Below are 16,961 nucleotides of genomic sequence, written 5' to 3' on the forward strand. Positions count from 1 at the left end.
CGCCATCCTGGACGTTTCCACAAAGTGGAATTAGAATTCCGTAAGCCAGAACGTAGCTATCTACGACGACACCGTCAAGAGACCACAGGCATGGCCCGGCGACACCCGGACAAAGACCCCCTGACCGGCCGGAACAACCCGGGCCGTGCCACACCCCCCTCGGTGACCGCCGGGTAGGCTGCTGCCTTGCCCTTCCGCCCCGAAAGGAACGCGCCCGTGCCGACGTCAAGCGCCAGCACCAAGTCCTCTGGCCCTTCCGCCCCGACCGGCGGAGTCCAGTCCCTCGAGCGCGCCTTCGACCTCCTCGAGCGGATGGCCGACGCCGGGGGCGAGGTGGGTCTCAGTGAGCTCTCCGCGAGCAGCGGCCTTCCCCTGCCGACGATCCACCGCCTGATGCGCACCCTGGTCGCCTGCGGCTACGTGCGCCAGCAGACCAACAGGCGCTACTCGCTCGGCCCCCGCCTGATCCGCCTCGGCGAGTCCGCCTCCCGCCTCCTCGGCACCTGGGCCCGCCCCTATCTCGCCCGCCTCGTCGAGGTGACCGGCGAGACGGCGAACATGGCGCTGCTCGACGGGGACGAGATCGTCTACGTCGCTCAGGTGCCGTCCAAGCACTCGATGCGGATGTTCACCGAGGTGGGCCGGCGCGTCCTGCCGCACTCGACGGGCGTGGGCAAGGCCCTGCTCGCCGACACCCCGGCCGACGAGGTGCGCGCGCTGCTCGCGCGGACCGGCATGCCGGCCGCCACGGAGAAGACGATCACCACGGCCGACGGCTTCCTCGACGCGCTCGCGGAGGTGCGCCGCGCCGGGTACGCGGTCGACGACAACGAGCAGGAGATCGGCGTGCGCTGCCTCGCCGTCTCCGTGCCCAACTCCCCCACGGCCGCCGCGATCTCGATCTCGGGCCCGGCGGGACGTGTCACCGACGCCGCGACCGAGAAGATCGTGCCGGTGCTTCAGCAGGTCGCCGAGGAGCTGTCGGTGGCACTGTCGAGCTCCGGGGTCGGCGTGTAGCGGGCACCACCCGCAGCGTCACGGGACGGGCCGGCCTTCGTGAGCCGCCCGTCCACCATTTCGCACACCTCGTCCGCCACCGCGAGATGCGCCCGGTCGTGCGTGACCAGGACGGTCGCGGTGCCGCGCTCCCTCGTGAGCCGGGCGAGCAGATCCAGTACGGCCGCCCCGCGTTCGTGGTCGAGGGCGCTCGTCGGCTCGTCCACGAGCAGGACCGCCGGCTCGTTCATCAGGGCGCGGGCGATGTTGACGCGCTGGCGCTGACCGCCGGACAGCTGGTGGGGGCGGCGGCGCGCCTGGTCCGTCAGTCCGACCGCGGCCAGCAACTCCCCTGCCCGCTCCCGCGCTTCGCGCGGCTTGCGGCCGTCCAGGTGGGCCATGACCTGGAGCTGTTCGAGGGCGGTCAGGGACGGCAGGAGGTTCGGCTGCTGGAAGACGATGCCCAGAGAGCGGCGGCGCAGCCCGGCGCGTTCGGCGGGGCCGATCGAGTCCGTCGGCGTACCGCCCACGGTCACGGTGCCGCTGTCGGGCGTGACCAGCGTCGCCGCGACCGCGAGGAGGCTGGACTTGCCCGACCCGGACGGGCCGACGACCGCGGTGACCGTGCCGGCCGGGACGTGCAGCGTGACGCTGTCGAGCGCCGTGATGCGTCCGTCGCCGTCCGGGTAGGTGAGGGTGATCTCGTCGAGGTCGAGGCTCATCGGGCGCTCCCGAGTGCGGTGAGGGGGTCTACGGCGGTGATGCGCCGGATGGACAGGGCGGCGCCGGCCGCGCCGAGCACGGTCATGACGGCGGCCGGGCCGAGCGTGGTGAGCGGCTCCATGACGAACGGCACGCTGTCGGGCACGAACGCCCCGATGAGCGCCGCGAGCGCCGTCCCGAGGGCCGTACCGCCGACGAGCATGACCACGGCCTGCCCGAGCGCGTCCTTCAGCAGATAGGGCGTCGAGGAGCCGAGGGCCTTGAGGACCGCGATGTCGCCGCTGCGCTGGATCGTCCACACGGTGAAGAACGCGCCGATGACCATCGCCGAGATGACGAAGAGGAAGCCCCGCATGAGCTGGAGCGAGCCGTTCTCGGCCTGGTAGGACCCTATGGCCTCAAGGGCCCCGGCCACGGTCCGCGTCTCGGTGCCCGCCGCACGGTCCGCGGCGCCGAGGTCGGCGCCGTCCCCGGTGCGCAGGGCGATCACGGTGGCCCGCTCCCCTGTGCGCTGTCCGCCCGGCGCCACGTTCTGCCAGTCGCCGAGGTCGATCCAGACGACGGGTGTGTGGCTGTACGAGGCGTCGCCCGCGACCGCGCTCACCGTGAGGGACGTACGGGACAGGGCGATACGGTCACCGGGCCCCGCGCCCAGATCGTCCGCCGCCTGCTGGGACAGGACGGCCGTGCCGGGTGCCGTCGTGTCGGGCGCGAGCCCCGAGCGGGGCCGCACGCCGAACGCGGACACGGCCGCCGTGTGGTGGCCCGCCTCGGCGTTGACGGTGCTGATGCCGAGCGGCTGCGCGCTCTCGATCCCCGGCCGCGCGGCCAGCGCCCGCCACTGCCCGGACCCGACCGTCGAACCGGTGAACGACACCGCCTGGCCGTCCGCGGGCCGGGCGAACGCCAGGTGGTCGGCGGGCAGCCCGGTCAGCGCCGAGGTGTTGTCCCGGGCCAGGCCCGCGGTCAGGGCGGACAGCAGGCCGACGAGCAGCGTGATCAGCACGACCACGCTTCCCATCAGCGCGAACCGGCCCTTGGCGAACCGTAGATCTCTCCATGCGACGAACATGGTCCCCAGCCTGCGGCCGGGCGCCCGCCCCGGGCATCGCGCCACAGCACGCTTCACCCGAATCGAAGGAAGGAGCCGCCTTTCAAACTTTCGGTTGACCGTCTTCGACGTTCTTCTGCCTACGCTGGTGACGGTATGGATCCACGTTCTCTGACCCCCGTTCTGCGCGTCCTGCGCCTGTGCCTGCACGTGCTGATGGCCGGGCTGCTCCTGCTGGTCGCCGGCCGCGCGCTGGCCGGGGACTCGACGGGGGCGGGCGCCGTGGTGGCCGCCGCGGTGGTGATGACCGTCGTGTACGGGGCGGGCCCGCTGATCCCGGCCGTACGGGACACGCGGGCCGGGGCGGCCCTCTGGCTCGGGGCGCTGTGCGCGGTGTGGCTGGTGCTGCTCGTCCTCTCCCCCGACGGGCTGTGGCTGGCGTTCCCGCTGTACTTCCTCCAGCTGCATCTGCTGCCCGCCCGCTGGGGCGTCCCCGCCGTGGCGCTCACCGCGTGCGCCGCCATCGCCTCGTACGTACGCCATGGGCAGGAGCTCAACCCGGGGGCCTTCATAGGGCCGCTCCTCGGCGCGGCCGTGGCCGTCGCGACCGTCATGGGCTACCAGGCGCTGTACCGCGAGAGCGAGCGCAGACAGCGCCTGATCGAGGAGCTGATCGCGACGCGCGCCGAACTCGCCGCCGCGGAGCGCACGGCGGGCACCCTCGCCGAGCGGGAGCGCCTGGCGCGCGAGATCCACGACACCCTCGCGCAGGGTCTGTCCTCGATCCAGCTCCTGCTGCGCGCGGCCCAGCGCGCGCTGCCGCCGCAGTCACCGGCCGCCCCGCACATCGAAGAGGCGCGCGCGGCCGCCCAGGACAACCTGGCCGAGGCCCGCCGCTTCGTGCGGGCCCTGTCGCCGCCGGACCTGGAGAGCGGGTCGCTTGCGGGGGCCCTGGAGCGGCTGTGCGCGACGGCTCCCGGGCTCACCGCCCGCTTCACGGAGAGCGGCACACCGTCCGGGCTGCCGACGCCGTACGAGGTCGCCCTGCTGCGGATCGCGCAGTCGGCGCTCGCGAACACGGTGCGCCACGCGGGAGCCCGCCGCGCCGAGATCACCCTCAGCTTCATGGACACGGCCGTGGCCCTCGACATCGTGGACGACGGCCGCGGCTTCGACCCCGCCTCGGCCCCGTCCGGCGACGGCGGGTTCGGCCTGCCCGCGATGCGCTCACGCGCGGAGTCCCTCGGGGGCACGTTCACGGTGGAGTCGGCGCCGGGCCAGGGCACGGCGGTCGCGATCACTCTCCCTCTCCCCGTGGAAGGCGCGTCATGACCGTCCGGCTCCTGCTCGCCGACGACCACCCCGTCGTACGCGCCGGGCTCCGCGCCGTCCTCGACGCCGAACCCGACTTCGAGATCGCCGCGGAGGCCGCCACGGCGGAGCGGGCCGTGGAGCTCGCCGCGGCCGGCGGGGTCGACGTCGTCCTCATGGACCTCCAGTTCGGCGCCGGAATGCACGGCTCGGAGGCGACGGCGGCCATCGCGGCGAGGCCCGGTGCGCCGCGCGTCCTCGTCCTGACCACGTACGACACGGACGCGGACATCCTCGCCGCGGTGGAGGCGGGCGCGTCCGGCTATCTGCTCAAGGACGCGCCGCCGGAGGAGCTCGCGGCGGCGGTCCGCACGGCGGCCTCCGGCCAGTCCGCGCTCGCGCCCGCCATCGCGCACCGCCTGATGGACCGCATGCGGGCCCCCGCCGAGGCGCTCAGCCGCCGCGAGCTGGAGGTGCTCCAGCTCGTCAGGGACGGCCTGTCGAACCAGCGGATCAGCAAGGAACTGTTCCTCAGCCAGGCGACGGTGAAGTCCCATCTGGTGCACATCTACGCCAAGTTGGGCGTCGACTCGCGCACAGCGGCGGTCGCCGCGGCCACCGCACGCGGCCTCATGCGCCGCTGACCTGCCCGTTCAGCCCACCGGACCTTTCGCCGCGAAGTCCTGCGGCCATCCGCCGCAACCCGTCCCGCGCAGGCGCCGGCGCGGCACGCTCAGGACCGGGCACCCGGCGCACACCCCACCACCGAACCGCAGATCCGCCTCACACAGCGGCAACCACCGCCTACGGCCTCATGCGCCAATGCCCCCGTTCACCCGGCCGGGCCCGCCGCCGCGAAGTCGTATGCGCTCGCTCGGCGCAGCGCGCGCAGCTCGTGCCGTGCCAGCGGCGGGGCCGGCACGGTCAGGACCGGGCAGCCGGCGTGTGCGACGACGTAGCGGTGGATCCGTCCGCGCCGCATGCGGCGTGGACGGACGCCGATGACGAGCAGGTCGTCCGGGCCCGCCACCGCGTCGCGCAGGGCCCGGCCCGGTCTGGCCCTGACCACACGGCGTACCAGGTCGACGTCCCGGGGTGGCCCGCCGAGCGCCTCGGCGAAGGCGCGGTCGAGGCGGGCGCAGGCCTCGCCGTGCCAGTGCCGGGCCCACTGCCGGTCGGGGCGGCGGGCGTACAGGCCCTCACCCTCGGGCGGCTCCCAGGCGAGGACGGCGACGAGGACCCGGCCCGAGCGGCGCGCCTGCTCGGTGGCCGCGCGCAGCGCCGCGAGCCCGCCGAGCGAGTCGCTCACCCCGACGACGACCTGACCGACCGTTCCCTCGGGCCGTCGGGCCTCGATGGCGCTCACGGCTTCCTCCCCTTGCGCTGCTTCCCGTTCACCAGCGCGCGGACCCAGGCGCCCGCCGGCCGCGTGGTGCGCGCCTCCGCGCGGCGCTGCATCTCCCGCTCGAAACGGTCCGTGACACAGCCCGCCTCGTACCCGTCCATGGCATGCCTCCTCAGCCGGCTCCCCAGGCCAAAACCCCTGACCTCCCTCGAGTCTGTAGGCTGATTGGCCTGGACAGCAGGGCCAATAGCGGGGAGTTGGTATGGCAGGCAATCGAGTGGTCCACGCCTTGAACCCGCCGGGCACGGACAACATGAACGGGTCCCTGGGCAGCCGCCGCCTCGCCGGCCTCCTGGCGGTCACCGCCGGGGAGCGACCCGGCTACCGCGTCCTGGCCCAGGGCGTACGCACCCTGCTGCTCGACGGGCGCATCCCGCTGCACACCCGGCTGCCCGCCGAGCGCGAGCTGGCCACGGCGCTCGGCGTCAGCCGCGCCACGGTCACCGCCGCCTACGACCTGCTGCGCGAGGGCGGCTACGCACGCAGCAGGCGTGGCGCGGGGACGTGGACCGAGCTGCCCGAGGGACAGCGGCCCGCCAGCGTGGCCGTCTTCCCCACGGGCGACGACGTGATCGACCTCGCCATCGCGGCGCCCGGCGCGCCCGAGGCGGAGCTCGCCGACGCGCTCGCCGCCGCCGGCGCACAGCTGCCGAGGCACGCGTCGACGCCCGGCTACCACCCGTACGGGCTTCCCGAGCTACGGGCCGCGGTCGCCGAGCGGTTCACACGGCGCGGCCTGCCGACGCTCCCCGAACAGATCCTCATCACCTCGGGCGCCCAGCAGGCGGTGTCGCTCACCCTGGGGCTCCTCGCCCGGGCGGGCGACCGCGTCCTGGTCGAGAACCCGTCGTACCCGAACGCCCTGGACGCGCTGAACAGGGGCGGGATGCGGGCCACGCCGGTGCCGGTCACGGACGGCGGCTGGGACACGGACCTTTTCGAGTCGGCGCTGCGCCAGACCGCGCCGCGGCTCGCCTATCTGATCCCGGACTTCCACAACCCGACCGGGCGGCTGATGCCGCGCGAGCAGCGGGTGCGGCTCCTCGAGGCGGCGCGGGCGACCGGGACCTGGCTGGTCGTGGACGAGACGGTCGCCGACATCGCGCTGGACGTGCCGGCGCCCGCGCCGTTCGCCTCGCTCGCCTCGCACGGTGCGGGCGAACAGGTCGTCACCGTGGGCTCGTTGAGCAAGTCGCACTGGGGCGGGCTGCGCATCGGCTGGGTACGGGCCGGGTCGCGGCTCATCACGGAACTGGCCACGGCACGGGTGCCGTTCGACATGTCGGGTTCCGTGCTCGACCAGCTTGTCGCGCTGCGGCTGCTCGACCGGATGGACGAGGTCCTGAGCGAGCGCCTGCCGCGGATGCGGGCCCAGCGGGACGCGCTCGCCGAGGACCTGGCGCGCGAACTGCCTGAGTGGCGCTGGCAGTTGCCACCCGGCGGCCTGTCGCTCTGGATCGACCTGGGCCGCCCGATCGCCTCGGCGCTCGCCCGGGCCGCGCTGCGGCACGGGGTGCGCATCGAGGGCGGCTCCCGCTTCGGCGCGGACCCGGGCACGCACGAGCACCGGCTGCGCTTCCCGTACACACAGCCGCCCGAGGTCGCCAGGGAGGCGGTGCATCGCCTGGCGCAGACGCTCGCGGACGGCCTCGGCGCGACCGGTGACGAGCCGGGCCGGCCCCACTGGGTGGCGTGACGCCGGACTGATGGGCCGTCAACTCAGGCACGAGGTCAGTGCAGTGACGGCCCGCCGAACAGCTCCACCGCGTTCCGCACGTCCCCGAGGCCCTTCGCCAGGGCGCTGACCGAGCCGATCGCGCCCGCGATGAGCAGCAGGGAGCGGCGCAGGCGCGGGATCTCGGGGAGGCCGCCGGCGGCCATCGCGTCCAGGGCGGCCAGTTCGTCCTCGGCGACCGCCCGGTCGGGGAACTCGGCCGGATGGGCGGCCAGTTCACGGCGCAGCCTGGACACCGCGGCGCGCAACTCCGTCACCCGCGGATCCTCTTCGCTGACCGCCACCAGCTTCTGCCCCACGCTCCGCAACACAGCTCTCCCCCCTCGCACGCCTTTGTGCGACCGCGGACGTGCGCGTTCCGCACGCCGTACGCCTTCCGCGGCCCCGGCGGGGCGTTGGCCGGACTCGCCGCATCGGGGTCGTCGGCCAGTAAACGCCACCTTCTGCCGCGCCCGCCACCGTGCCGACCGAATTCCGGCCTCACGAGTGTCCCCGGGGGTCGGCGCGCGGGCGGCCCGGTGAGGTATCCAGGCTTCATGACACACGCAACGGATGAGGCTCCGGTGACGGGACTGCTGCTCGCGGCGGGCGGTGGGCGCAGGCTCGGCGGGCGGCCGAAGGCGCTCCTGACGCACCGCGGGCGCCCCCTGGTGGAGCACGCGGTGGCGGTGCTGCGCGCGGGCGGCTGCGAGCGCGTCCACGTCGTACTGGGCGCGGCAGCGGACGACGTGCGGGCGCGGGCGGACCTGGCGGGGTGCGTGCTCGTGGAGAACCCGGCGTGGGAGGAGGGCATGGGGTCGTCGCTGCGGGCGGGGCTCGGCTCGCTCACCGGGACGGGGGCGTCGGCCGCGCTCGTACTCCTTGTGGACCAACCGGGGATCGGGGCTCCGGCGGTGGCGCGCGTGCGCGCCGCGTACCGGTCGGCGGGGTCGCTGGCGGCGGCCGCGTACGACGGGGAGCGCGGGCATCCGGTCCTGTTCGGGGCGGAGCACTGGCCGGGGATCGTGGCGAGCGCGGCCGGGGACCGCGGGGCGCGCGCGTACCTGAAGGAGCACGCGTCGGAGCTCACGCTCGTGGAGTGCGGCGATGTGGCCGATGACTACGACATCGACACCGAGGCCGACCTGAAGCACCTTGAGTGAGGGGCATGAACGGGGCGTGAGGAGCCTGGCACCGAGCGCCACGTTATGTCGACCCGGAGAATCTCGACATCAACAAACCATTGAACTTCCACAATGAGGAAACTAGTATCCACTGCTCAGAAGGGCCGGTCCCCCCGCGCGGGGTCCGTAGTCGTATTCCGGCGCCCACGGCACTCGGTGCCGCCCGCGCCCGTTCGCTGAAGGAAGTGACAGCTCATGTCCGCACCAGCGCCGTCCCCGCTGGCCATCGTCGACGCAGAGCCCCTGCCCAGGCAGGAAGAGGTGCTCACGGACGCGGCCCTCGCCTTCGTGGCCGAGCTGCACCGGCTGTTCACGCCCCGGCGTGACGAGCTCCTCACCCGCCGCGCGGAGCGTCGCGCCGAGATCGCCCGCACCTCCACGCTCGACTTCCTCCCGGAGACCGCTCACATCCGCGAGGACACCACCTGGCGCGTCGCGCCCGCCCCGGCCGCGCTGAACGACCGCCGCGTCGAGATCACCGGTCCCACCGACCGCAAGATGACCATCAACGCCCTGAACTCGGGCGCCAAGGTCTGGCTCGCGGACTTCGAGGACGCCTCGGCCCCCACCTGGGAGAACGTCGTCCTGGGCCAGGTCAACCTGATGGACGCCTACACGCGCAACATCGACTTCACGGACGAGCGCACCGGCAAGTCGTACGCCCTCAAGGGCAACGAAGAGCTCGCGACCGTCGTGATGCGCCCGCGCGGCTGGCACCTGGACGAGCGCCACCTGAAGGACGAGGCCGGCCGGCCCGTCCCCGGCGCGCTCGTCGACTTCGGCCTGTATTTCTTCCACAACGCCAAGCGCCTGATCGAGCTCGGCAAGGGCCCGTACTTCTACCTCCCGAAGACGGAGTCGCACCTGGAGGCCCGCCTCTGGAACGAGATCTTCGTCTTCGCGCAGGACTACGCCGGGATCCCCCAGGGCACCGTCCGCGCGACCGTCCTGATCGAGACGATCACGGCCGCGTACGAGATGGACGAGATCCTCTACGAGCTCCGCGACCACGCCGCCGGCCTGAACGCGGGCCGCTGGGACTACCTGTTCTCCATCGTCAAGAACTTCCGTGACGGCGGCTCCAAGTTCGTCCTGCCGGACCGCAACCTGGTCACGATGACGGCCCCGTTCATGCGCGCCTACACCGAACTCCTCGTCCGCACCTGCCACAAGCGGGGCGCGCACGCGATCGGCGGCATGGCGGCGTTCATCCCGTCACGGCGCGACGCCGAGGTCAACAAGGTCGCGTTCGAGAAGGTCAAGAACGACAAGGACCGCGAGGCCGGCGACGGCTTCGACGGCTCGTGGGTCGCCCACCCCGACCTGGTCCCGATCGCGATGGCGTCCTTCGACGCGGTCCTCGGTGACAAGCCGAACCAGAAGGAGCGCCTGCGCGAGGACGTGTCCGTCGCGCCCGGCGACCTGATCGCGATCGACTCCCTCGACGCCCGGCCCACCTACGACGGCCTGGTCAACGCCGTCCAGGTCGGCATCCGCTACATCGAGGCGTGGCTGCGCGGCCTCGGCGCCGTCGCCATCTTCAACCTGATGGAGGATGCGGCCACCGCCGAGATCTCCCGCTCGCAGATCTGGCAGTGGATCAACGCCGGCGTCGTCTTCGAGGGCGGCGAGCACTCCGGCACGACGGTCACGGCCGACCTGGCCCGCGAGGTCGCGGCCCAGGAGCTCGCGAACATCAAGGCCGAGATCGGCGAGGAGGCCTTCGCGGCCGGCAAGTGGCAGCAGGCCCACGACCTCCTCCTCCAGGTCTCCCTGGACGCGGACTACGCGGACTTCCTGACGCTGCCCGCGTACGAGCAGCTCGCCGGCTGAGTCCGGCCCCGCACCACCCGAGCCCTCGGCACCGCACAGCGCCGGGGGTTCGGTCGTGTCCGGGGTCAGCCCTTGTCACCGAGGTGGACGGACCAGTCCTGTTCGGCGGCCGGTTTGCCGTGCAGGTCGGGGACGCGCTTGAGCCAGTCGGGGCGGCCCTTCTCCGTGTCGGCCGCGCGGCGCGCGTCGGCGGCCGCCAGCTGATCGCGCGACGGAAAGTCCGTGGGCAGCCAGGCGGGGGACGTACGGGCGCGGGCCGCGAGATAGGAGACGTACGCCTCGCGGACCGCGTCCGGCGAATGGAAGCCCGGCTCGTCGGTCAGCCACGCGTCGGGGACGAGCGCGGTGATCTCGCGGAGCATCTCCTCGGTGACGAGGGGCGCCAGCTCCGCGTCGGCGGCCGCCGTGTCGGGCCCGTAGGCGCCGAGGGCGTGATGGCGGAAGTCGTACGCCTTGTCGGGCGCGGACGCGTCCCAGCGGTGGTGGAAGATCAGGGCGGCGCCGTGGTCGATCAGCCACAGCTTCGGCTCCTGGATGCCGAAGGTGGGCCAGATCATCAGGTTCGAGCTGTGGATCGTGCGGTCCACGTTGACCGTGAGGGCGTCGAGCCACACGATCTTCCCGGCCTCCAGCGGGTCCACCGTGAAGGCGGCAGCGACCTCGGGCGTGAAGTCCTTCGCGCCCGGCAGGAAGTCCATCCCGAGGTTGAGCCCGTCGCTCGCGCGCAGCAGGTCCTGGACCTCCTGGTGCGGCTCGTGTGCGGCCACCTCGGGGTCGAAGTGGACGCGGACCAGCTCGGGAAAGCGCAGGCCGAGGCGGCGCGCCAGCTCACCGACGACGATCTCCGCGACGAGCGCCTTGCGGCCCTGCGCGGAGCCGGTGAACTTCACGACGTAGGTCCCCAGGTCGTCGGCCTCGACGACCCCGGGCACGGAGCCGCCGGTTCGCAGGGGGTTCAGATACCGGACGGCCGTCACTTCTCGCAGCACACCCGCCAGCCTAACGGTCGGCGCCCGCGGCCGAGGGGTGGCCGGGATCGCACCCTGCGGCGCTCCGGGTCCACCCGACGCCCGGCGACTGCCGGTACCGTCGTCCCGGCTGCGGAGATCTTCTTGCGCTATCTCCCTTGCGCGGGACCGATGATGAGGGACGGGACGCATGGTGAACGGTGGCCGGGTCGCGGTCGTGGGCGGGAGCATCGCCGGGTGCGCCGCGGCTCTCGCGGCCCATCGCGGGGGCGCGGACGAGATCGTCGTGTACGAGCGGGCCGCGAGCTCCCTCGCGGAACGCGGCGTGGGCCTCGCGGTGCACGACGCGCGGTACGCCGAGCTGGAGTCGGCCGGGTACATGGACGCGGGCATGCCGTGGGTGGGCCTGGTGCGCCGTCGCTGGTACGTGCGCGCCGGGGGCAAGGAGCTCGGGCGCGAGATCGCCGTCATGCCGTTCCCGTTCCGTACGTACAACTGGGGGCCGCTCTGGCGCGATCTGCGCCGGGCGGTGCCCGAGGGCGTCGAGTTCCGTACGGGTGCGGCGGTGGCGCGGGTCGAGGCGACGGCGGGCGGGGCCCGCGTACACACGGCAGCCGGTGGCGCCGAGGAGTTCGGCCTCGTCATCGGCGCGGACGGCTACCGCTCGGCGGTGAGGGCCTGCGCGTTCCCCGACGTACAGCCGCGGTACGCGGGATATCTGGCGTGGCGGGGCGCGTTCCCCGCACAGCGGATCTCCGAGCCCGGCCTGTGGGCCGAGGAGGACTGCGCGTACGTCGTGTTCCCCGGCGGGCACCTCATCGTCTACCGGATCCCGGACGGCGGCCCGTCCGGCGGCCATCGCGTGAACTGGGTTCTCTACACGGCTCCCCCGCCGGGCGTCGACGCGGCGCTGCGCGTCGACCTGCCGACGAGCCTGCCGCCCGGCACCCTCACCGACGCGCTGCGCTCCCATCTCGCCTACGTGGCCGACGAGTTGCTGCCGCCGTACTGGGGCGACCTGGTCCGCCTCACCGCCCCGGACGAGCTCGCGCTCCAGCCCATGTACGACTTCACGGCCCCGCGGTACGCGACGGGCCGGTTCATGCTGGCCGGGGACGCGGCGACGGTCGCGCGCCCGCACACCGGGGCGGGGGCGGTGAAGGCCCTCCAGGACGGCGTGGCCATCGAATCCGCGTTCCGCGCCGCGCCGGCCCTGGACGGGGCGCTCGCCGCGTACGACGACTCCCGCACGGCGGCCGGCGGCGCACTGGTCGGGCTCGGACGGAGCCTCGGCCGGGCGCTCGTGCAGGAGACCCCGGACTGGCGGGAGTTGGACCAGGCCGGGCTTGAGGCGTGGTGGGCACAGGCGGACGGAACCGGGGTGTTCGGCGGGAAACAGCTGGATTCCGGCACCGGCCCGCATCCCCGCTGAGCAGTCGTTTTGTTGTGCGCGTACGTTGATCCATAAGATCCGGCGATGATCATAAGAAAACGGCTGGCGGCGGGAACGTGTGTCCTGTTCGCCGCCCTGACCATGGGGCTGACGCCCGTCGGCGCCTTCGCCGCGGACAGCCCCGACGAGCAGCCCACGGCCGCCCCGAAGGTCGAGCTCGTGCTCGACGTGAGCGGTTCCATGCGGGCGCGCGACATCGACGGCGGGACCCGGATGGCCGCCGCGAAGCAGGCGTTCAACGAGGTGCTCGACGCGACGCCGAAGGAGGTGGAGCTCGGCATCCGCACGCTGGGCGCCAACTACCGCGGCGAGGACCGGAAGGTGGGCTGCAAGGACACCGCGCAGCTCTACCCGGTCGGGCCGCTCGACCGCACCGAGGCGAAGACCGCGGTCGCCACCCTCTCGCCGACCGGCTGGACGCCGATCGGCCCCGCGCTCCTGAAGGCGGCCGACGACCTCGACGGCGGCGACGGATCGCGCCGCATCGTCCTCATCAGCGACGGCGAGGACACCTGCCAGCCGCTCGACCCGTGCGAGGTCGCCCGCGACATCGCCGCCAAGGGCATCAACCTCACCATCGACACGCTCGGCCTGGTCCCTGACGCCAAGACGCGTGACCAGCTCAGCTGCATCGCCGAGGCCACCGGCGGGACGTACACCTCCGTGCGGCACACCGATGAACTCACCGACCGCGTCGGCCAGTTGGTCGACCGGGCCGCCGACCCCGTGGTCAACCCCGTGGCCGTCGAGGGCGCCGAGGAATGCACCGGCGCGCCGGAGATCAAGCCGGGTCTGTACACGGACCGCGAGACGTTCGGCGAGCACCGCTTCTACCGCGTGGCCGTCGCCCCCGGGCAAGAACTGCGTGCCTCGGTGAGCGTCGCCGCGGACCGCGCGGTCAACAAGGACTACGGCGTGCTGCTGCGCGCGGTCACCGAGCACGGCCGTGAGATCGTCCGGGGCTCGGAGGCGGGCGACGGTCGTACGGACGTGATCTCGACCGGTCTGCGCTACCCGAAGCCCGAGCAGGACGACGAGGCGGCGGCCGAGACCGTCTGCCTCCAGGTGTCGAACTCCTACTCGGCCCCCGCGTCGGTCAAGACGACGCCGGGCCTCCCGGTCGAGCTGACCGTCGACGTCGTGGACGCGCCGAGCGCCGCGTCCGACGTGGCCGCGTTCGGCCTCGGCCGCGGCTGGTGGCTGCTCGGCGCCCTGGTGCTCACCGGCTTCGTGGCGGGTGTGCTGTGGGGCTGGATCTCGCGCTGGCGGGTCGCGGTCTGGAGGACCAACTGATGCGTAAGACCAGGTTGTTGGTGACGGCGGGGCTCCTCGGCGCGAGCGCGCTGACCGCACTGCTCGGGGCCGGCGCGGCGTTCGCCGGCTCCAGTGACTCCGGCTCCTCCGGTGACGACAAGGCCCCCACCGAGGCGGGCACGTCGTTCCGTACCGCGCAGGAGGTGGAGCAGGGCCGGCGGGCCACCGCGGGCGCCTCCACGGGTGACTACCTGTACTGGTCGTTCCCGGCGGACGCCGGGCAGCGACCCACGGTCAAGGCGACGGTGAAGCTGCCGGACTCGGCGGCGCGGCCCTCGGGCGCGACATGGCGGATCGACGTGTACGACGGGCTGAGGCGCCGTCAGTCCTGCATGTACGGGACTCAGTCGAGGGCGGCGGCGCAGGATGCGTCGTCGGTCGACCTGTCCTGCACGCTGCGCACGGTGCGGGCCTGGTCGGACCAGTGGGCGAACGACCCGCTGCCCGGCACCTACTACGTCCGGCTCACGGCGGCCGCGCTGACGCCCTCGGACCAGGGTCTGCCCGTCTCGGCCGAGGTCGAGGTGACCTCCAAGAAGGTCGGCGGCTCCGCGGCGGTGGACGGCTCGCTCGCGGCCCCGCTCGTGCCGGGCTCGACGACGGAAGAGGCCGCTGCGGCCACCGACGACGCCTCCGACGAGGAGAACGGCTCGTCGGCGAGCCAGGCGCTCGCGACGGGTGAGCCCGAGGACGGCTGGTCCTCCGGCTGGTGGTCGGACCGCTGGGTCTGGACGGCGGCGGGCGGCATCCTGGCCGCGCTCGCCGGTATCGGCGGCTACGCCCTGACGCGCGGCACGGGCCGCCCGTCCCGGGTACCGCCGGGCAGGTAACCCGCCCGTCCATGGCGCCCGCGCACCTCACGTGCCGGGCGCCATGGACGAGTTGGCCCCTGCTTCACACCTCTCGCAGCGCCTTCGCCAGGGCGCCGTCCCCGGACACGGCGACACGGCCCGCGCGCGCCGCCTCCTCCAGCGTCAGCTCGCCCCGCACCACGGCGACACAGGTTTCCGTGCCGAGGACGAGCCGCGCGTCGGGCTCGCCGCCCACCGGCCCCTCGGCATAGACAGGCCCGCCCGCACCCGAGCCGCCGACCCGCACATGGAACTCCCCCTCGTCGAGGCGGACTTCGACCACACCCTCGCCGCCGAGCCGCTCCAGATGGCTCAGGAGCGGCAGGGCGAACCAGTGCGCGCGTACCGCGTCCGTGGGCCCGCGCTCCTCAAGCGCAGGTGCGCCCCACTCACCCAGCGCCTGGAGCACCGGCAGCAACTGCCGTCCCCGCGAGGTCAGTTCATACACGTACGCCGAGACGGGCGCCGGCAGCCTGCGGCGCTCGGCGACGCCCTCGCGCTCCATGTCCTTCAGGCGCGAGGCGAGCACGTCCGTGCTGACACCGGGCAGGTCGGCGTGCAGATCGGTGTAGCGGCGCGGCCCGGCGAGGAGCTCACGGACGATCAGGAGCGTCCAACGGTCCCCGACGGCGTCGAGGGCGCGGGCGGCGGCGCAGTACTGGTCGTAGCTTCGGCGTGGCATGGCTCGCAGTCTATGCAACTTGTTGGACTTTCCAAGCGGTCACTTGGTAAAACCAAGTCACACACGTCACGGGCAGTCCGGGAGGGCACCACATGGAGTTCCGGCAGTCGAGCAAGCTCAGCGAGGTCTGCTACGAGATCCGCGGCCCGGTGATCGAGCACGCCAACGCCCTTGAGGAGGCGGGCCACAGCGTCCTGCGCCTCAACACCGGCAACCCCGCGCTCTTCGGCTTCGAGGCACCCGAGGAGATCGTCCAGGACATGATCCGGATGCTCCCCCAGGCCCATGGCTACACCGACTCGCGGGGCGTCCTGTCCGCCCGCCGCGCCGTCGCCCAGCGCTACCAGGCGCTCGGCCTCGAGGTCGGCGTCGACGACGTGTTCCTCGGCAACGGTGTGTCCGAGCTGGTTTCCATGGCCGTACAGGCACTCCTGGAGGACGGCGACGAAGTCCTCATCCCTGCCCCGGACTTCCCGCTGTGGACGGCCGTCACGACGCTCTCCGGCGGCAAGGCCGTGCACTACATCTGCGACGAGTCGGCCGACTGGTACCCCGACCTCGACGACATGGCCGCGAAGATCACCGACCGCACCAAGGCGGTCGTCATCATCAACCCCAACAACCCCACGGGCGCCGTCTACCCCAAGGAGATCATCGAGGGCATCCTCGACCTCGCCCGCCGGCACGGCCTGATGGTGCTCGCGGACGAGATCTACGACCAGATCCTGTACGACGACGCGGTACACCACAGCGCCGCCGCCCTCGCCCCCGACCTGGTCGTCCTCACGTTCTGCGGCCTCTCCAAGACCTACCGCGTCGCGGGCTTCCGCTCCGGCTGGCTGGTCGTCACGGGACCGCAGCAGCACGCCCGCAACTATCTGGAGGGCCTGACGATGCTCGCCTCCATGCGGCTGTGCGCCAACGCCCCCGCCCAGTACGCCATCCAGGCCGCGCTCGGCGGCCGCCAGTCGATCCGCGAACTGACCGCGCCGGGCGGACGCCTCCTCGAACAGCGCGACAAGGCCTGGGAGAAGCTCAACGAGATCCCGGGCGTCTCCTGCGTGAAACCGAAGGGCGCCCTGTACGCGTTCCCGCGCATCGACCCCAAGGTCCACCCCATCGTCGACGACGAGAAGTTCGTCCTAGACCTGCTGCTGCGCGAGAAGATCCAGGTCGTCCAGGGCACCGGCTTCAACTGGCCGCGCCCGGACCACTTCCGCATCCTCACCCTCCCCTACGCCGACGATCTCGACGCCGCGATCAGCCGGATCGGCCGCTTCCTGAGTGGGTACCGCCAGTGACGAGCAGATCGTCCGACGACATGGAGCGGGTCCGAGGGCGTAGCCGGCCCCCGGACCCCATGAATGCCACTCACATCACACGCCGACACGCTTGAGGACCCGGGTCAGTGTCAATGCCCTGCGTCCTGCCTTTGGACTACCGCCCATCGAGCTGGGCGGGCCGGATTCGAACCGG

At 72.9% G+C, this 16,961-nt stretch carries 17 protein-coding genes; 10 read left to right on the forward strand and 7 right to left on the reverse strand.

Features of this window, described 5'->3' with window-relative positions; all coding sequences use genetic code 11:
- The first annotated feature begins 216 nt into the window (after nucleotides 1-216).
- On the forward strand, nucleotides 217-1,017 hold the full coding sequence (locus OG574_RS13755) for an IclR family transcriptional regulator (RefSeq protein WP_100591454.1): 801 nt from the start codon (nucleotides 217-219) through the stop codon (nucleotides 1,015-1,017).
- On the opposite strand, the gene OG574_RS13760 is transcribed toward OG574_RS13755, so the two are convergent.
- Both OG574_RS13760 and OG574_RS13765 read right to left on the reverse strand, forming a co-directional pair.
- The gene (locus tag OG574_RS13760) at nucleotides 960-1,718 is read right to left on the reverse strand and encodes an ABC transporter ATP-binding protein (protein ID WP_326773459.1); all 759 of its coding nucleotides are present in this window, start codon (nucleotides 1,716-1,718) and stop codon (nucleotides 960-962) included. The genes OG574_RS13755 and OG574_RS13760 overlap by 58 nt on opposite strands.
- On the reverse strand, nucleotides 1,715-2,791 hold the full coding sequence (locus tag OG574_RS13765; RefSeq protein WP_326773460.1) for an ABC transporter permease: 1,077 nt from the start codon (nucleotides 2,789-2,791) through the stop codon (nucleotides 1,715-1,717). The genes OG574_RS13760 and OG574_RS13765 overlap by 4 nt, the downstream gene beginning before the upstream one ends.
- 135 nt (nucleotides 2,792-2,926) lie before the next feature.
- Between OG574_RS13765 and OG574_RS13770 the strand changes: the two genes are divergently transcribed.
- On the forward strand, nucleotides 2,927-4,102 hold the full coding sequence (locus OG574_RS13770) for a sensor histidine kinase (RefSeq protein WP_326773461.1): 1,176 nt from the start codon (nucleotides 2,927-2,929) through the stop codon (nucleotides 4,100-4,102).
- Nucleotides 4,099-4,725 carry a response regulator transcription factor gene (locus tag OG574_RS13775; protein ID WP_326773462.1) on the forward strand — a complete coding sequence of 209 codons (627 nt, stop codon included), beginning with the start codon at nucleotides 4,099-4,101 and terminating at the stop codon, nucleotides 4,723-4,725. The genes OG574_RS13770 and OG574_RS13775 overlap by 4 nt, the downstream gene beginning before the upstream one ends.
- 188 nt (nucleotides 4,726-4,913) lie before the next feature.
- On the opposite strand, the gene OG574_RS13780 is transcribed toward OG574_RS13775, so the two are convergent.
- Together OG574_RS13780 and OG574_RS13785 are read right to left on the reverse strand one after the other, a co-directional pair.
- Entirely contained in the window at nucleotides 4,914-5,447 is a 534-nt protein-coding gene (locus OG574_RS13780) for a universal stress protein (protein WP_326773463.1), read from the reverse strand.
- Complete coding sequence (locus OG574_RS13785) at nucleotides 5,444-5,587, reverse strand: hypothetical protein (protein WP_326773464.1); 144 nt, start codon at nucleotides 5,585-5,587, stop codon at nucleotides 5,444-5,446. The genes OG574_RS13780 and OG574_RS13785 overlap by 4 nt, the downstream gene beginning before the upstream one ends.
- Before the next feature lie 101 nt (nucleotides 5,588-5,688).
- Between OG574_RS13785 and yczR the strand changes: the two genes are divergently transcribed.
- Nucleotides 5,689-7,182: a MocR-like transcription factor YczR gene (yczR, locus tag OG574_RS13790; RefSeq protein ID WP_326773465.1), complete on the forward strand. Its 1,494-nt coding sequence runs from the start codon at nucleotides 5,689-5,691 to the stop codon at nucleotides 7,180-7,182.
- Between the two features lie 35 nt (nucleotides 7,183-7,217).
- Here the strand turns inward: yczR and OG574_RS13795 are convergent, their stop codons facing one another.
- On the reverse strand, nucleotides 7,218-7,532 hold the full coding sequence (locus OG574_RS13795) for a DUF5955 family protein (RefSeq protein WP_326773466.1): 315 nt from the start codon (nucleotides 7,530-7,532) through the stop codon (nucleotides 7,218-7,220).
- A gap of 225 nt (nucleotides 7,533-7,757) precedes the next feature.
- On the opposite strand from OG574_RS13795, the gene OG574_RS13800 reads away from it, so the two are divergent.
- Both OG574_RS13800 and aceB read left to right on the forward strand, forming a co-directional pair.
- Nucleotides 7,758-8,363 (forward strand): nucleotidyltransferase family protein, encoded by a 606-nt coding sequence (locus OG574_RS13800; protein WP_326773467.1) that lies wholly within the window; start codon nucleotides 7,758-7,760, stop codon nucleotides 8,361-8,363.
- Nucleotides 8,364-8,579: 216 nt separating this feature from the next.
- Nucleotides 8,580-10,217, forward strand: a complete 1,638-nt coding sequence (aceB, locus tag OG574_RS13805) for a malate synthase A (RefSeq protein ID WP_326773468.1) — start codon at nucleotides 8,580-8,582, stop codon at nucleotides 10,215-10,217.
- A gap of 65 nt (nucleotides 10,218-10,282) precedes the next feature.
- Here aceB and OG574_RS13810 read toward each other — a convergent pair whose 3' ends face one another.
- Nucleotides 10,283-11,206, reverse strand: a complete 924-nt coding sequence (locus OG574_RS13810) for a HipA family kinase (RefSeq protein ID WP_326773469.1) — start codon at nucleotides 11,204-11,206, stop codon at nucleotides 10,283-10,285.
- A 169-nt stretch (nucleotides 11,207-11,375) separates the two neighbouring features.
- Between OG574_RS13810 and OG574_RS13815 the strand changes: the two genes are divergently transcribed.
- The 3 genes from OG574_RS13815 to OG574_RS13825 are packed head-to-tail and all read left to right on the forward strand — an operon-like array spanning nucleotide 11,376 to nucleotide 14,782.
- Entirely contained in the window at nucleotides 11,376-12,617 is a 1,242-nt protein-coding gene (locus OG574_RS13815; RefSeq protein ID WP_326773470.1) for an FAD-dependent monooxygenase, read from the forward strand.
- A gap of 45 nt (nucleotides 12,618-12,662) precedes the next feature.
- Nucleotides 12,663-13,931 carry a VWA domain-containing protein gene (locus tag OG574_RS13820; RefSeq protein ID WP_326773471.1) on the forward strand — a complete coding sequence of 423 codons (1,269 nt, stop codon included), beginning with the start codon at nucleotides 12,663-12,665 and terminating at the stop codon, nucleotides 13,929-13,931.
- Nucleotides 13,931-14,782 carry a hypothetical protein gene (locus OG574_RS13825; RefSeq protein ID WP_326773472.1) on the forward strand — a complete coding sequence of 284 codons (852 nt, stop codon included), beginning with the start codon at nucleotides 13,931-13,933 and terminating at the stop codon, nucleotides 14,780-14,782. The genes OG574_RS13820 and OG574_RS13825 overlap by 1 nt, the downstream gene beginning before the upstream one ends.
- 64 nt (nucleotides 14,783-14,846) lie before the next feature.
- Here the strand turns inward: OG574_RS13825 and OG574_RS13830 are convergent, their stop codons facing one another.
- Nucleotides 14,847-15,485 carry a winged helix-turn-helix transcriptional regulator gene (locus tag OG574_RS13830; RefSeq protein WP_326773473.1) on the reverse strand — a complete coding sequence of 213 codons (639 nt, stop codon included), beginning with the start codon at nucleotides 15,483-15,485 and terminating at the stop codon, nucleotides 14,847-14,849.
- A 92-nt stretch (nucleotides 15,486-15,577) separates the two neighbouring features.
- Between OG574_RS13830 and OG574_RS13835 the strand changes: the two genes are divergently transcribed.
- The gene (locus OG574_RS13835) at nucleotides 15,578-16,786 is read left to right on the forward strand and encodes a pyridoxal phosphate-dependent aminotransferase (protein ID WP_326773474.1); all 1,209 of its coding nucleotides are present in this window, start codon (nucleotides 15,578-15,580) and stop codon (nucleotides 16,784-16,786) included.
- The last annotated feature ends 175 nt before the right edge of the window (nucleotides 16,787-16,961 follow it).

Origin of the sequence: Streptomyces sp. NBC_01445 (assembly GCF_035918235.1) — a bacterium.
Taxonomy (GTDB): domain Bacteria; phylum Actinomycetota; class Actinomycetes; order Streptomycetales; family Streptomycetaceae; genus Streptomyces.

Excerpts from the sequence above, each read along its gene's own strand:
- OG574_RS13825 (WP_326773472.1), top strand. The coding sequence starts at position 13,931 with ATGCGTAAGACCAGGTTGTTGGTGACGGCGGGGCTCCTCGGCGCGAGC.
- OG574_RS13835 (WP_326773474.1), top strand. The coding sequence starts at position 15,578 with ATGGAGTTCCGGCAGTCGAGCAAGCTCAGCGAGGTCTGCTACGAGATC.
- OG574_RS13785 (WP_326773464.1), bottom strand. The coding sequence starts at position 5,587 with ATGGACGGGTACGAGGCGGGCTGTGTCACGGACCGTTTCGAGCGGGAG.
- OG574_RS13820 (WP_326773471.1), top strand. The coding sequence starts at position 12,663 with ATGATCATAAGAAAACGGCTGGCGGCGGGAACGTGTGTCCTGTTCGCC.
- OG574_RS13775 (WP_326773462.1), top strand. The coding sequence starts at position 4,099 with ATGACCGTCCGGCTCCTGCTCGCCGACGACCACCCCGTCGTACGCGCC.
- OG574_RS13830 (WP_326773473.1), bottom strand. The coding sequence starts at position 15,485 with ATGCCACGCCGAAGCTACGACCAGTACTGCGCCGCCGCCCGCGCCCTC.
- OG574_RS13800 (WP_326773467.1), top strand. The coding sequence starts at position 7,758 with ATGACACACGCAACGGATGAGGCTCCGGTGACGGGACTGCTGCTCGCG.
- OG574_RS13765 (WP_326773460.1), bottom strand. The coding sequence starts at position 2,791 with ATGTTCGTCGCATGGAGAGATCTACGGTTCGCCAAGGGCCGGTTCGCG.
- OG574_RS13770 (WP_326773461.1), top strand. The coding sequence starts at position 2,927 with ATGGATCCACGTTCTCTGACCCCCGTTCTGCGCGTCCTGCGCCTGTGC.
- aceB (WP_326773468.1), top strand. The coding sequence starts at position 8,580 with ATGTCCGCACCAGCGCCGTCCCCGCTGGCCATCGTCGACGCAGAGCCC.
- OG574_RS13815 (WP_326773470.1), top strand. The coding sequence starts at position 11,376 with ATGGTGAACGGTGGCCGGGTCGCGGTCGTGGGCGGGAGCATCGCCGGG.
- yczR (WP_326773465.1), top strand. The coding sequence starts at position 5,689 with ATGGCAGGCAATCGAGTGGTCCACGCCTTGAACCCGCCGGGCACGGAC.
- OG574_RS13760 (WP_326773459.1), bottom strand. The coding sequence starts at position 1,718 with ATGAGCCTCGACCTCGACGAGATCACCCTCACCTACCCGGACGGCGAC.